At 38.8% G+C, this 16,358-nt stretch carries 7 protein-coding genes, 3 rRNA genes and 1 pseudogene; all 11 read right to left on the bottom strand.

The window, feature by feature from the left end; genetic code table 11:
- Window positions 1-34: 34 nt before the first annotated feature.
- On the bottom strand, window positions 35-793 hold the full coding sequence (gene istB, locus ABGT36_RS00725) for an IS21-like element helper ATPase IstB (protein ID WP_087357274.1): 759 nt from the start codon (window positions 791-793) through the stop codon (window positions 35-37).
- Window positions 790-2,102, bottom strand: a pseudogene (gene istA / locus ABGT36_RS00720) (IS21 family transposase). Before istA ends, istB begins: the two are co-directional and overlap by 4 nt.
- A gap of 498 nt (window positions 2,103-2,600) precedes the next feature.
- Window positions 2,601-2,709, bottom strand: a 5S ribosomal RNA gene (gene rrf, locus ABGT36_RS00715).
- 86 nt (window positions 2,710-2,795) lie between these two features.
- Window positions 2,796-5,704, bottom strand: a 23S ribosomal RNA gene (locus ABGT36_RS00710).
- 214 nt (window positions 5,705-5,918) lie between these two features.
- Window positions 5,919-7,443, bottom strand: a 16S ribosomal RNA gene (locus ABGT36_RS00705).
- The 16S, 23S and 5S rRNA genes sit together here, the layout of an rRNA operon.
- Before the next feature lie 366 nt (window positions 7,444-7,809).
- Window positions 7,810-8,106 (bottom strand): hypothetical protein, encoded by a 297-nt coding sequence (locus ABGT36_RS00700; protein WP_346676406.1) that lies wholly within the window; start codon window positions 8,104-8,106, stop codon window positions 7,810-7,812.
- Between the two features lie 71 nt (window positions 8,107-8,177).
- A complete protein-coding gene (tuf, locus tag ABGT36_RS00695; protein ID WP_087302591.1) occupies window positions 8,178-9,362 on the bottom strand; it encodes an elongation factor Tu in 1,185 nt (394 codons plus the stop codon).
- Window positions 9,363-9,447: 85 nt separating this feature from the next.
- A complete protein-coding gene (fusA, locus tag ABGT36_RS00690) occupies window positions 9,448-11,523 on the bottom strand; it encodes an elongation factor G (protein WP_087302588.1) in 2,076 nt (691 codons plus the stop codon).
- Between the two features lie 32 nt (window positions 11,524-11,555).
- Complete coding sequence (gene rpsG / locus ABGT36_RS00685; RefSeq protein ID WP_087302586.1) at window positions 11,556-12,026, bottom strand: 30S ribosomal protein S7; 471 nt, start codon at window positions 12,024-12,026, stop codon at window positions 11,556-11,558.
- A gap of 27 nt (window positions 12,027-12,053) precedes the next feature.
- A complete protein-coding gene (gene rpsL / locus ABGT36_RS00680; protein ID WP_087302584.1) occupies window positions 12,054-12,467 on the bottom strand; it encodes a 30S ribosomal protein S12 in 414 nt (137 codons plus the stop codon).
- Window positions 12,468-12,670: 203 nt separating this feature from the next.
- Window positions 12,671-16,351 carry a DNA-directed RNA polymerase subunit beta' gene (gene rpoC / locus ABGT36_RS00675; protein ID WP_087374090.1) on the bottom strand — a complete coding sequence of 1,227 codons (3,681 nt, stop codon included), beginning with the start codon at window positions 16,349-16,351 and terminating at the stop codon, window positions 12,671-12,673.
- Between the last annotated feature and the right edge of the window lie 7 nt (window positions 16,352-16,358).

The raw sequence follows: 16,358 nt of genomic DNA, 5'->3' as shown, positions 1-16,358 counted from the left end.
TCCTTCTCAATATAATCAAGAGCATTTTTAAGTATTAGGATTCCTCTTCATTTGGCTTCATTTGATCTTTTAATCGATAGGATTTACCCGTTATAGTTACCACGTGCGCGTGATGAAGGATTCTATCTAAAATAGCGTTTGCCATGACCACATCACAGAAGACTTCATCCCACTCACTAAAATTGATATTTGTAGTTAATATCGTGCTTCTTTTTTCATAACGTCTATCTATCAATTGAAAAAACAATTTCGCATCATCTTTATTAATCGGAAGATAGCCAAGTTCATCTATGATCAGTACTTTATATTTGGTAAAATGGCGAAGTCTATCTTCCAATCTGTTCTCGTTATTTGCTTTCTTCAACTGTTGAATAAGATTATGACATTTGATGAAATATGTACTATTTCTACGCTTTGCCGCGGCAATGCCTATACTTACAGCCAGGTGTGTTTTACCTACGCCACTATTACCCAGAAATACGATGTTTTCACAATTCTCGATGAATCTGAGTGTCTCAAAATCCAATATCTGCTGTTTGTTTATTGATGACTGAAAATCAAAATCAAAATCCCTTAATTCTTTATGATGAGGAAATGCCCCTACCTTAACCATTGACTTGACCATATTCTTTTCTCTATGATCGATTTCTATCTGCGTCAATTTGATCAATCCTTCTGTAAAAGATAGATTGTTTCTGGTTATATAATCCAACATCTCATCTAAATTTTCATTCATTTGACTTAACTTCAAGTAATTCAGGTTATTTTTCAATTGCATATATGTACTACTCATTGTATATTTCTCCTATCAAATTTAAATTTGCCTTGGCTAATTGTTTGATTTCATCCGAACTGTCTTTAAAACTTACTTCATATATTTTTTGATAATGTTCTTCATGATAATTATATTTTGATTGAGATATTTGATGAATTGTTATAAGTCTTGTGTTAGAATACACATGTATATAATCATCAAATATCTGTAGTTTCACTGTTTTACCAATATATTCTGGTGGTGCGGAATATTTATTACCTTTATAGGAAAACAAACTCTGTGAATCTACTTTTACTGGTCTAATGGTGATTTTATACTGATTTCTTATCTTTTCTTGTGGTAAAGGGGATAAGAAATCTTTTTCTTTTTGGATATGAAGTTTCGGAATTTTTCCTATTTCACTGTGCACCTGGCAATTATTTCTTTCATTGATTTCCATTACTTTTTCATTCAGTTGTGCATAGTTCAGCTTCCCATTATAAGCATATAGTTCATCCCATAATTTCATTGGCGCTTCAACCTTCCCTTTACTCCATGGTTTTCCGGCAATACAAGGTTTCACTATAAAGCCATAATCATCCGCAAACTGTTGAAACTTTGCATTGACCTTTCCACTCGAATATTCTGTTCTTGCCTCATCCATGACTGTTTTCATATTATCGGTTTTTAAGATGTCAGGCACACCACCAGCTGCTTCAAATGCCTGATCAAGATAATGAAATAGAGCACCCTGCTTTTTTGTAAGTGAGATGAAATTAATCCTATATCTTGAATAGGAATAAACAAGTGCAAAGATATTTAATTCAATAACCTCACCTGTGCTTAAGGTATAATGCATATTTTCCTTCCAATCCAATTGTGCCTCAACTCCCATACCAGTCTCTCTTTTGATTGACCGATGATTTGTCATATTGTTTCTAATTTTACCATTTACTGTCCTGTTTGTTCTGCCATTAAAGTATTTATCAAATTCCTCATGCTGGCTGATCCACTTTCTAAAATGGGAAGCTGAGCACTCTAATCCATGATTATCTTTTAGATATTGCCATAAAACTCTTTTATAAAAGAAAACCTGAGTATTTTGATTGATCAGCAAGTCATATATTATTTGATAAAAATTATCTAACTTACTTTTTCTTTCTCTTTTCTTTGGCTTAGTATAACCATTCATATATTTATCAATCAATCTTCTATCTACACCAAGCTCTCGGGCAATTTGTGATTTATTTATTTTCAATTTTAACTCCTCTACTAATACTTTCAATTTTGGTAAATCAAGTAAACAATTAATCTCAATGCTTGAACTAACTGTTAAATTCATAATCATAATATAACCTCCAATAAAAACTGAATTATTATATTATGTTGAATTGATTTTGTACATTTTTATATGATCGTTTTTGTACATATTAATAGTAGCATTTATAGAATTAACAGTTAATTTATAAAAAATTTATTTTACAATATAAAACTAATTTGAGTAAAAATATTGAAAGATCATATCAAACAAACTTACCTTAATATAAATTTTAATAGAAAATTAACCAACAAGCAGTAAAATAATCCGTTAAAAGCAAAATAGATACAACTATTATTATATGTAAAAATTTGATAAATAAATATTAGTATACTGAAAATTGACTTAAGCATAATTATAAACATACAGCAATTAAACCTAAAATATAATATTAATTATATTTTATCAACAATAAAAGGATTAACTCATATAAAATTCATAAGTTAATCCTTATTGTTAAAAAATTTAATAAATATAAATAATATACTGGTATCATTTAACAAAGAATTCCAGATAATAAAAAAGAAGAACCGGCAGCTAGCTATTGTTGCACGTAAGTACTATCGTCGCCGTTATGATGCTTAACTTCTGTGTTCGGAATGGGTACAGGTGTGTCCATCATGCTATCGCCACCAGATCTTCTTTTTTTCAAGTGTCTTTTTCAAGATCACTCAAAACTAGATAATAGCAAAGCTCTTCGTCTCTTTCAAGTTTCTACCGCTTCTGGTCAAGTCTTCGACCTATTAGTATCAGTCCGCTGAACATGTCACCATGCTTGCACTCCTGACCTATCTACCTTATCGTCTTTAAGGGGTCTTATATACTTTCGTATTGGGAAGTCTCATCTTGAAGTGGGTTTCACACTTAGATGCCTTCAGCGTTTATCCCTTCCATATTTAGCTACCCAGCTGTGCCACTGGCGTGACAACTGGTCCACCATTGATATGTCCATCCCGGTCCTCTCGTACTAAGGACAGCTCTTCTCAAACTTCCTGCGCCCACGACAGATAGGGACCGAACTGTCTCACGACGTTCTGAACCCAGCTCGCGTACCGCTTTAATGGGCGAACAGCCCAACCCTTGGAACCGACTTCAGCTCCAGGATGCGATGAGCCGACATCGAGGTGCCAAACCTCCCCGTCGATGTGAACTCTTGGGGGAGATCAGCCTGTTATCCCCAGGGTAGCTTTTATCCGTTGAGCGACGGCCTTTCCATTCAGCACCGCCGGATCACTAAGCCCGACTTTCGTCCCTGCTCGACTTGTGGGTCTCGCAGTCAAACACCCTTTTGCCTTTGCACTCTGCGCTTGGTTTCCATCCAAGCTGAGGGTATCTTTGGGCGCCTCCGTTACTCTTTGGGAGGCGACCGCCCCAGTCAAACTGCCCACCTGACACTGTCCCGTCACCAGTTCCATGGCATCCGGTTAGAACTCCAATACACAAAGGGTAGTATCCCAACAGCGACTCCTCACACACTGGCGTGCATGTCTCTCAGTCTCCTACCTATCCTGTACATCCTGCATCAAAGTCCAATATCAGGCTGCAGTAAAGCTCCATGGGGTCTTTCCGTCTAGTCGCGGGTAACCTGCATCTTCACAGGTACTAAGACTTCACCGAGTCTACAGCTGAGACAGCGCCCAAATCGTTACGCCTTTCGTGCGGGTCAGAACTTACCTGACAAGGAATTTCGCTACCTTAGGACCGTTATAGTTACGGCCGCCGTTTACTGGGGCTTCAATTCTGTGCTTCGCTTGCGCTGACACTTCCTCTTAACCTTCCAGCACCGGGCAGGCGTCACCCCATATACGTCGTCTTTCGACTTAGCATAGAGCTGTGTTTTTGGTAAACAGTCGCTTGGGCCGTTTCACTGCGGCTCATATCTCTATGAGCACTCCTTCTCCCTAAGTTACGGAGTCATTTTGCAGAGTTCCTTAGCTATAGTTCTCTCGCTCACCTTAGGATTCTCTCCTCACCCATGTGTGTCCATTTTCGGTACGGGTTACTGTATGATTGGCACTAGAAGCTTTTCTTGGAAGCTGGCTTCAATGACTTCTGTACTTGCCGCAGCTTTCCATACGCATCACGCCTTCGCCTTTATGACAGCCGGATTTGCCTGGCTGTCAGCTACCTCGCTTGCACCTGCTTTTCCAGCAGCAGGATCACCTAGCCTTCTCCGTCACTCCTTCATTCATACCGTAAGTACAGGAATATCCACCTGTTGTCCATCGGCTACGCCTCTCGGCCTCGCCTTAGGTCCCGACTTACCCAGAGCGGACGAACCTTCCTCTGGAAACCTTGGGTTTTCGGTGCGTGGGATTCTCACCCACGTTCCGCTACTCACACCGGCATTCTCTCTTCTATACGCTCCAGCGCTCCTTCCGGTACGCCTTCGCCGCATATAGAACGCTCCCCTACCACTTGCTTGCGCAAATCCATAGCTTCGGTAATATACTTAGCCCCGGTAAATTATCGGCGCAGAGTCATTCGACTAGTGAGCTGTTACGCACTCTTTAAAGGATGGCTGCTTCTGAGCCAACCTCCTAGTTGTCTCGACATCTCCACATCCTTTTCCACTTAGTATATATTTTGGGACCTTAGCTGATGGTCTGGGCTGTTTCCCTCTTGACACTGGACCTTATCACCCACTGTCTGACTGCCGAGGATGTTTATGTGTCATTCGGAGTTTGATTATATTCAGTACCCCGGGATGGGGCCATCACATATTCAGTGCTCTACCTTCACATCACTTGCCTCGACGCTAGCCCTAAAGCTATTTCGGGGAGAACCAGCTATCTCCGGGTTCGATTGGAATTTCACCCCTAGCCACAGCTCATCCGCCAACGTTTCAACGGGGGTCGGTTCGGTCCTCCATCGGGTTTTACCCCAACTTCAACCTGGCCATGGCTAGATCACCCGGTTTCGGGTCTACGACATGCAACTTTCGCCCTCTTAAGACTCGCTTTCGCTTCGGCTCCGCATATCCTGCTTAACCTCGCTCCATATCGTAACTCGCCGGTTCATTCTACAAAAGGCACGCTATCACCCTTTAACGGGCTCTAACTTCTTGTAGGCATATGGTTTCAGGTTCTATTTCACTCCCCTCCCGGGGTTCTTTTCACCTTTCCCTCACGGTACTGGTTCACTATCGGTCACAGAGTAGTATTTAGCCTTGCCAGATGGTCCTGGCTGTTTCCGACAGGATTCCTCGTGTCCCGCCGTACTCAGGTACTGTCTCGGACTTCCTCACTATTTCGGCTACGGGGCTGTCACCCTGTTTCGCCGGACTTCCCATTCCGTTCGCCTATAATGTCTTCTTGCCCTTTTTTGACAGCCCTACTACCCCGGCTCTTGCCGGTTTGGGCTCTTCCCCTTTCGCTCGCCGCTACTTAGGGAATCATTTCTTTATTTTCTCTTCCTTCAGGTACTTAGATGTTTCAGTTCCCTGAGTCTCGCCTCTCTGGAGCTATCTCTTCACTCCAGGATACCCGGTCTCTATCCCGGGTGGGTTCCCCCATTCGGATATCGACGGCTCTTTGCATGCTTACTGCTCCCCGTCGCATTTCGCTGTTTGCTGCGTCCTTCTTCGCCTCTCTGTGCCTAGGCATCCGCCATACGCCCTTTCTTACTTTACCTTCTTCGGTGTCGCTTGATCACTTTCTATCTTCAACTTCTTCTCGTTGTTTCTTAGTTTTCTTCGACTTTCTTAGAAAGACCTTGATATCTCTTTATCTCGATCTTCTCTCTTTCGCTTTTCTATTATCCAGTTTTCAATGATCTCTTCCTGAGTTTCCCTCAATAAGGTCCACTCAAAACTAAACAGAATCTCCACACTTGCTTTCTCCTTAGAAAGGAGGTGATCCATCCCCACGTTCCCGTAGGGATACCTTGTTACGACTTCACCCCAATCATCAATCCCACCTTAGACAGCTCCTCCCTTTCGGTTAGGCCACCGGCTTCGGGTGTTATCAACTCTCGTGGTGTGACGGGCGGTGTGTACAAGGCCCGAGAACGTATTCACCGCGACATTCTGATTCGCGATTACTAGCGATTCCATCTTCATGCACTCGAGTTGCAGAGTGCAATCCGAACTGAGAACGGGTTTCTGGGTTTCGCTCCGCCTCGCGGCTTCGCTTCCCTCTGATCCGTCCATTGTAGCACGTGTGTAGCCCAGGTCATAAGGGGCATGATGATTTGACGTCATCCCCGCCTTCCTCCGGCTTGTCACCGGCAGTCTCGCTAGAGTCCCCAACTTAATGATGGCAACTAGCAACAGGGGTTGCGCTCGTTGCGGGACTTAACCCAACATCTCACGACACGAGCTGACGACAACCATGCACCACCTGTCTCGGATATATCTATCTCTCCATCTCTGGAGCCTTTATCCGGATGTCAAGACCTGGTAAGGTTCTTCGCGTTGCTTCGAATTAAACCACATGCTCCACCGCTTGTGCGGGCCCCCGTCAATTCCTTTGAGTTTCATTCTTGCGAACGTACTACTCAGGCGGAGTACTTACTGCGTTAACTGCAGCACTGGGATCTGACTCCCAACACTTAGTACTCATCGTTTACGGCGTGGACTACTAGGGTATCTAATCCTATTTGCTCCCCACGCTTTCGGGACTGAGCGTCAGTTGCAGTCCAGATCGTCGCCTTCGCCACTGGTGTTCCTCCATATATCTACGCATTTCACCGCTACACATGGAATTCCACGATCCTCTCCTGCACTCTAGCTGCCCGGTTTCTCTGGCACACTGAAGTTAAGCTTCAGCCTTTCACCACAGACCCTTGCTGCCGCCTGCTCCCTCTTTACGCCCAATAATTCCGGATAACGCTCGCCACCTACGTATTACCGCGGCTGCTGGCACGTAGTTAGCCGTGGCTTCCTCATAAAGTACCGTCACTCACATATCATTCCCTATATGTGCCGTTCTTCCTTTATAACAGAAGTTTACAGAACGAATTCCTTCTTCCTTCACGCGGCGTTGCTCGGTCAGGGTTCCCCCCATTGCCGAAAATTCCCTACTGCTGCCTCCCGTAGGAGTCTGGGCCGTGTCTCAGTCCCAGTGTGGCCGGTCACCCTCTCAGGTCGGCTACGCATCGTCGCCTTGGTGGGCCGTTACCCCTCCAACAAGCTAATGCGCCGTAAGCCCATCCTCTACCAGTCCCGTAGCACTTTTAATACAGTTATCATGCGATCTCTGTACCTATGCGGTCTTAGCTGACGTTTCCATCAGTTATCCCCCTGTAAAGGCCAGGTTGCTTACGTATTACTCACCCGTTCGCCACTCGAGCCCTAAGGCTCGCGTTCGACTTGCATGTATTAGGCACGCCGCCAGCGTTCATCCTGAGCCAGGATCAAACTCTCCATTGTCTTATCCTTTTCAAAGCCTATCGGCTTCTGCTCTCTTTTTATCTATTAATTGACGTGTGTTCTTTTCGATTCTGTTCAGTTTTCAATGTCCTCTCCGGCTCTTTTGCCGACTAGTTTATCCTACACTCTTTTCTCTCGTTTGTCAATTCTTTTTTTTACTTTTTTCGCTCGGCCCTTCCTTTGAACCTCGCTCCTTCTCTCGAGTGCCCTATTAATCTACCACATCCTCTCTCCTTTGTAAATACCTTTTTTTACTTTTTTTATCCCTTCCCGCTTTTTCTCCCTTTTTATCACTCTTTTTCCCTGTCATTTTTTTATTAATATCTTACATTTTAATAATATAACCAACATTTCCAACAATATACTTTATCTTCGATATCTTTCTTTATACAATTTTTTCTCTCTATTTTCCTTAATGCTCCATATTGCAATTATTAATATTAAATAAAAAATTCCAAGTATAATTGAACCTCTAATAAAAAAACTAATTAAATACATCATTTCAAAAACTAAAAACAAACAAATAAAAGTTATTATTTCAATTTTTAAACACGTATTTTCTGTTCCTTTTTTCAACATTACTTCTTTACGATAAGGTAATCTTTTACTTATCGCTAAATAAATAGCATAAATTAAACATCCTATCCCTAATAAATTTTCCATCTTTATCCCTCCAATTATCTATTTATATTATAAACAAAAAAGGGAATCAATAAAGATTCCCTAATTAAATACTATTCAATAATTTCAGAGATATTTCCAGAACCTACAGTTCTACCACCTTCACGGATTGAGAATTTAGTTCCTTTTTCAATTGCGATTGGAGCAATTAATTCTACTGTTAATTCTACGTTATCTCCAGGCATAACCATTTCTACACCTTCTGGTAATTCGATTACACCAGTAACGTCAGTAGTTCTGAAATAGAATTGTGGTCTGTAGTTAGCGAAGAAAGGAGTATGACGTCCACCTTCATCTTTACTTAATACGTAAACTTGACATTTGAATTTTTTGTGTGGATGTACTGATCCTGGTTTAGCTAATACTTGTCCACGTTGGATTTGATCACGGTTGATACCTCTTAATAATACCCCTACGTTATCTCCAGATTCAGCGTAATCTAATAATTTACGGAACATTTCGATACCAGTAGCAACAGTATTTTGAGTTTCATGTAAACCAACGATTTCTAATGGGTCATTTAATTTTAATTGTCCACGTTCAACACGTCCAGTAGCAACAGTTCCACGTCCAGTGATAGTGAATACGTCTTCAACTGGCATTAAGAATGGTTTATCTGTATCTCTTTCTGGAGTTGGGATATAAGTGTCAACAGCATCCATTAATTCATGAATAGCTGGTACCCATTTTGGATCTCCTTCTAATGCTTTTAATGCAGATCCACGGATAACTGGTGTATCATCACCTGGGAAGTCATATTCATTTAATAATTCACGAACTTCCATTTCTACTAAGTCTAATAATTCTTCGTCATCAACCATATCACATTTATTTAAGAATACGATAATGTATGGTACACCTACTTGACGAGATAATAAGATGTGTTCTCTTGTTTGAGGCATTGGACCATCAGTAGCAGCAACTACTAAGATAGCACCGTCCATTTGAGCAGCCCCAGTGATCATGTTTTTAATGTAGTCAGCATGACCTGGACAGTCTACGTGTGCATAGTGACGAGTAGCTGTTTGATATTCAACGTGTGCAGTATTGATTGTAATACCACGTTCTTTTTCTTCTGGTGCAGCATCGATTGAAGCATAGTCCATTGCTTGTGCTTGCCCATCTTTAGCTAATACAGTTGTAATAGCTGCAGTTAAAGTTGTTTTACCATGGTCAACGTGACCAATAGTACCAATATTTACATGCGCTTTAGAGCGGTCAAATTTTTCCTTAGCCATTTAAGCTTTCCTCCTAGTTTATATTTTTGTACATATACATTCTAATTTATTTAGTTGAAAAAATCAATAAGATTTTAACACGACATTAGTTATTTCCGCCGTTTTTCTTAATAATTTCTTCTTTAATTGATTTAGGTACTGGTTCATAACGATCGAAGATCATTGTGTAGTTTCCACGACCTTGAGTGAATGATCTTAAATCAGTAGCATATCCGAACATTTCTGATAAAGGTACACTTGCTTGTACAGTGATAGCATTACCTCTTTCTTCTTGTCCTTCAATCATACCACGACGAGAAGATACATCTCCCATTACACTACCTAAATATTCAGCTGGTGCTGTTACTTCTACAGCCATGATTGGTTCCAAGATTACTGGATCACATTTTTTACCAGCTTCTTTTAATGCTAAACTTGCAGCAACTTTATATGCCATTTCTGATGAATCGACATCATGGTAAGAACCATCGAATAATGTTGCTTTAATATCTAATACTGGATAACCAGCAATCATACCGTTTTCAAGAGCGTCTTCTAACCCAGCTTTTACTGAACCGATATATTCTCTAGGTACTGCCCCTCCAACGATAGCATCAACGAATTCAAATCCTTTACCTTCATTAGGTTCAAATTTGATCCATACGTGACCGTATTGTCCACGACCACCTGATTGTCTTACATACTTACCTTCACAATCAGCAGCTTTCTTGATTGTTTCACGATAAGCAACTTGTGGTGCACCTACATTAGCTTCAACTTTAAATTCTCTTTTTAAACGGTCTACGATTACATCAAGATGTAATTCACCCATACCAGCGATAACAGTATCACCAGTTTCTGGATTTGTATAAGTTCTAAAAGTAGGATCTTCTTCAGCTAATTTAGATAAACCGTTAGCTAATTTATCTTGATCTTGCTTAGTTTTTGGTTCAATTGCAAGTTCAATAACTGGTTCAGGGAATTCCATTTTTTCAAGAATTACGAAATTCTTTTCATCACAGATAGTATCCCCAGTTGTTGTGTTTTTAAAACCAACAGCTGCAGCGATATCTCCAGCATATACAGTTGAGATTTCATTACGCTTATTAGCGTGCATTTGTAGGATACGTCCTAAACGTTCTTTTTTGTTTTTAGTTGAGTTTAATACATAAGAACCAGAATTGATAGTTCCTGAATAAACTCTGAAGAATGTTAATCTACCAACGAATGGGTCAGCCATGATTTTGAAAGCCAATGCTGAAAATGGTTCTTCATCAGAAGCATGTCTTTCAATTTCATTACCATCTTCATCAATACCTTTGATTGATGGAATATCAGTTGGTGCTGGTAAATAATCAATAACTGCATCCAACATTGGTTGAACACCTTTATCTTTATATGCAGAACCACATAATACTGGGAATAATTCTACTGCTAATACACCTTTACGGATTGCAGCTTTGATTTCTTCTTCAGTTGGTTCTTCACCTTCTAATACCTTCATTAATAAATCATCATCATAAGATGCAGCAGAATCTAACATCTTTTCACGATATTCATTAGCTTGATCTACATATTCTGCAGGGATATCTTTGTAAACAACGTTTTCACCTTTATCCCCTTCAAAATATACAGCTTTCATTTTAATTAAGTCGATGACACCTTCAAAAGTATCTTCAGCTCCAATTGGTAATTGGATTGCAACACCATGAACACCTAATCTTTTTTCTAAAGATTCTAATGACATGATGAAATCTGCACCTGTAGCATCCATTTTATTACAGAATACGATACGAGGTACACCATAAGTAGTTGCTTGACGCCAAACTGTTTCAGTTTGAGGTTCAACCCCAGCTTTTGAATCTAATACAGTTACAGCACCATCAAGAACTCTAAGTGAACGTTCAACTTCAACAGTAAAGTCTACGTGACCTGGAGTATCGATAATATTTACACGATATCCATTCCATTGAGCAGTTGTTGCTGCAGAAGTGATTGTAATACCACGCTCTTGTTCTTGTTCCATCCAGTCCATTTGAGAAGCACCTTCATGAGTTTCCCCAATTTTATGGATTTTACCAGTGTAATATAGAACACGTTCAGTTGTTGTAGTTTTACCTGCATCAATGTGAGCCATGATTCCGATATTACGAGTTTTCTCTAATGAGAATTCACGAGCCATAGTTTTTCTCCTTTCTTATTAATTGTTGGATATTACCAACGGAAATGAGCAAATGCTTTATTAGCTTCTGCCATTTTATGAGTATCTTCTTTCTTCTTAACAGAAGCACCTGTTCCGTTAGAAGCATCAATAATTTCATTAGCTAGACGATCAATCATTGTATTTTCGTTTCTTAAACGAGAATAGTTAACTAACCATCTTAATCCTAAAGTCATTCTTCTTTCTCCAGAAACTTCTACTGGTACTTGGTAGTTAGCTCCACCAATACGTCTAACTTTAAGTTCAAGAACTGGCATAATGTTATTGATTGCTTGATCAAAAACTTCCATTGCTGGATTTCCAGTTTTTTCTTCAACTTTTTTAAATGCTTCGTATAAGATGTTTTGAGCAACACCTTTTTTACCATCAAGCATAATGTTGTTGATTAATTTAGTAACAGTTTTAGAATTGTATACTGGATCTGGTAGAACGTCTCTTTTTGCAACACGACCTTTTCTTGCCATTTATATTTCCTCCTATACTTGATTTAATTAAGATTTTGGTTTCTTAGCACCATATCTAGAACGACCTTGTTTACGGTTGTTTACCCCAGCACAGTCCATAGTACCACGAACGATGTGATAACGAACCCCTGGTAAGTCCTTAACACGGCCACCACGAATCAAAACAACACTATGTTCTTGTAAGTTATGTCCAATTCCTGGAATATATGCAGTTACTTCCATACCATTAGATAATCTAACACGGGCATATTTACGTAATGCTGAGTTAGGTTTCTTAGGTGTCATAGTAGCAACACGTGTACAAACCCCACGTTTTTGAGGTGAATTAGTAATTGTTGGTTTTTTAGCCAATGAATTATAACCTCTGTTTAACGCTGGTGATTTTGATTTTGATATTTTGTCAGTACGACCCTGTCTTACTAATTGGTTAATAGTAGGCATTCATTTTCTCCTTTCATAATTTTTTAACACACAATACCGGGTGTTTCATAATTTTCAATAAACAATGCGTCCTGAAGCGGACACCGTAGTAATATTAAAATATTTATTGTCAGATGTCAATCTTTTTTTAAGAAAAAATCACTTTTTTTCACTATTTTTTTATTTTTTTACATTTTAAACTTAGTGTACAAAAACAAGCAGGATTAACCTGCTTGTTCCATATTAAATTCTTGCATATTTTGATCACCATCAAGATTATCATCAAAAGAATCTTGAGCATCTAAAGCTTCTTGAGCTTCTCTAGCTTCTCTTTCAAGAGTTTCAGGTGATTTTAAAGGTCCACGCAATCCTGTTCCTGCTGGTATTAATTTACCAATCAAGACATTTTCTTTTAGACCACGTAAATGATCTTTTTTACCTTTGATAGCTGCATCAGTTAAAATCTTAGTAGTTTCCTGGAATGACGCTGCAGATAAGAAAGATTCAGTTTCTAACGCTGCTTTAGTAATACCAAGTAATACTGGACGAGCTACAGCAGGATGCTTACCTTCTTTTAATACTTCTTTATTTAATTCAGTGAAAGTGTTGATATTGATATTTGTTCCTGGTAGACAACCAGTTTCTCCACCTTCAATAATTTTCATCTTACGTAACATTTGTTTAACGATAATTTCAATATGCTTATCAGAAATTTCGATACCTTGAATACGATATACCTTTTGAACTTCCTTGATAATATAATTTTCAACCGCTTCAACATCAGCTACTGATAATAATTCTTTAGGGTCAATTGATCCAGCAGTAATCTTATCACCAATATTTACCTTATCACCGACTTCAACACGGATTTTAGCACCATAAGGAGCTAAATAACTACGTGTTTCTAAATCATTAGTAACAACAACTTCCATTCTTCCGTTGTTATCGATCATATTAGTAACTTCACCTTCGATTTCACTAATGATTGATTTAGCTTTTGGATTACGAGCTTCAAATAACTCTTGAATACGTGGTAACCCTTGAGTGATATCGGCTCCACCGGCAACCCCACCATCATGGAATGTACGCATTGTTAACTGTGTACCTGGTTCACCGATAGATTGAGCAGCCATAATTCCTACTGCTTCTCCTAATTCAACAACGCTTCCTGTTGCTAAATTACGACCATAACATTTACGACAGATTCCGCCTTTAGCAATACATCCTAAAACAGAGCGGATTTCTACTTCTTTAATACCTGCATTAACGATTTCATCAGCTAATGCTTCATTAATTAACTCTCCACCAGGAACAATTACTTCTCTAGTTTCTGGGTTAATAACATCTTTTTGAGCAAAACGTCCCACTAAACGGTCACGTAATGGTACGATAACAGATTGATCATCATTATTATATAATTCAGTAACAATGAAACCACGATCTGTTCCACAATCGTCTTCAGAAATAATTACTTCTTGTGCTACGTCAACTAAACGTCTTGTTAAGTAACCAGAATCGGCCGTTTTTAACGCTGTATCGGTAGAACCTTTACGGGCACCATGGGTAGAAATAAAGAATTCTGATGCTGTTAAACCTTCTCTAAATGAAGATTTAATAGGCAACTCAATTGTTTCCCCTTTTGGATTTGACATCAAACCACGCATACCTACTAGCTGAGTGAAGTTTGAAAGTGATCCACGGGCACCAGAGTCAGACATGATGAAGATTGGATTTCGACTGTCAGCTTCGAATTCTTGACGTACGACTTCTTGTACCTCATCTTTGACATCAGTCCATAATTTAATTACGTTTTGATATCTTTCTGATTCAGTTAATTTACCTTTGTTATAGAACTTTTTAATTTGTTCAAGTTTTTTATCAGCATGTTCAAAGATTTCATATTTAGCTTCAGGTACTTGGATATCGTATACAGATACAGTTGTACCAGCGATAGTTGAATAATAGAAACCTTGATCTTTCAATTTATCAAGCATTAAACTAGTATCAGACATTGCTTCATGTTTGAATACTTCATCGATAATCTTACCTAATGATTTTTTATTTAATGGCTTAATAATTGGCTGATTTTTAATGTGTTCCTTGATGTCTGTTCCCATTGGTACAAAGTATTTATCTGGTGTAGCAGTTAAGTTTTCGCTACTTGGATCATTAATAAATGGGAATTTACCATCAAAAATGTCATTAAAGAAAATTTTTCCTACAGTTGTAATTAAATAAGATTCATTTTGTTCTTTAGTAAAAGTTGTATTTTTTAAAGAACCAGCTTGAATTGCAACACGAGTATGCAAGTCAACAGTTTTAGCAAAATATGCATGATCTACTTCATTACGATCAGCAAAAACAGTACCTTCACCAATACCACCTTCATCTTCAAGAGTTAGATAATAGTTACCTAATACCATGTCCTGAGAAGGAGTAACGATTGGTTTACCATCTTTTGGTCCTAAGATATTGTTTGAACCTAACATTAATTGACGAGCTTCTTGAATAGCTTCTTCACCTAATGGTACATGGACCGCCATTTGGTCACCGTCGAAGTCAGCGTTGAACGCTGGTGTAACCAATGGATGTAGACGAATTGCACGTCCTTCAACTAATTTTGGTTCGAATGCTTGAATACCTAAACGGTGCAATGTTGGGGCACGGTTTAGTAATACTGGATGCTGTTTGATTACTTCTTCAACAATTGGCCAGATACGATCATCCATTTTATCGATCAATCTTTCTGCCGCTTTAATATTTGTTGCTAATTCATCACGAACTAATCCGTTAATTACAAACGGTTTAAATAAGTTTAATGCCATTTCACGAGGAATACCGCATTGATACATCTTTAAGTCTGGTCCAACCGCGATTACTGAACGTCCTGAATAGTCAACACGTTTACCTAATAAGTTTTGACGGAAACGACCTTGTTTTCCTTTTAATGTATGGCTTAAAGATTTTAATGCTCTTCCACCAGCACCGGTAATTGGTTTAGAACGTCTACCATTATCAATTAAAGCATCTACTGCTTCTTGAAGCATTCTCTTTTCATTTTGAACAATGATAGATGGTGTTCCTAATTCTAATAATTTTTTCAAACGGTTATTACGAGTAATAACACGACGATATAAGTCATTTAAATCAGAAGTTGCAAATCTTCCACCATCTAATTGTAACATTGGACGTAAATCAGGTGGAATAACTGGTAATGCTTCTAAGATCATCCATTCTGGTTGATTATCTGATGTTCTAAAAGCATTGATTGCTTCTAATCGTTTTAATAATTTAGTTCTTCTTTGACCTTGAGCTTCTTTTAATTCTTTGCTTACTTTTGCAAATTCTTCTTCAAGATCAACTTGTTTTAATAATGTTTGAATTGCTTCAGCACCAATTTGGGCTTCGAATGTATTCCCAAATTGTTCATAACATTTACGATAGTCTCTTTCTGACAATACTTGTTTGTACTCTAATGGTGTACTTCCTTTATCAATAACAACATAAGAAACGAAGTAAATAATTTCTTCTAGTTGTTTAGGTGACATATCTAAAATTAAGCCCATACGTGAAGGAATTCCTTTTAAATACCAGATATGAGCAATTGGTGTTGCTAACTCAATATGTCCCATTCTTTCACGACGTACTGCTGATTTAGTTACTTCAACACCACAACGATCACAAACTACACCTTTATAACGTACTTTTTTGTATTTTCCACAGCTACATTCCCAATCCTTAGAAGGACCGAAAATTCTTTCACAGAATAATCCATCCTTCTCTGGTTTTTGAGAACGGTAGTTGATTGTTTCTGGTTTTTTTACTTCACCATAAGACCATTCGCGAATCTTTTCAGGGGATGCTAATCCAATTTGAATTGCTGAGAAATTATTTGTGCTTGCCATCTTTTTT

Source organism: Erysipelatoclostridium sp. An173, from assembly GCF_963931465.1.
Lineage (GTDB): Bacteria > Bacillota_I > Bacilli_A > Erysipelotrichales > Coprobacillaceae > Thomasclavelia > Thomasclavelia merdavium.
Note: the sequence above shows the minus strand (reverse complement) of the source record. Positions and strands in the feature narration are given on the sequence as shown.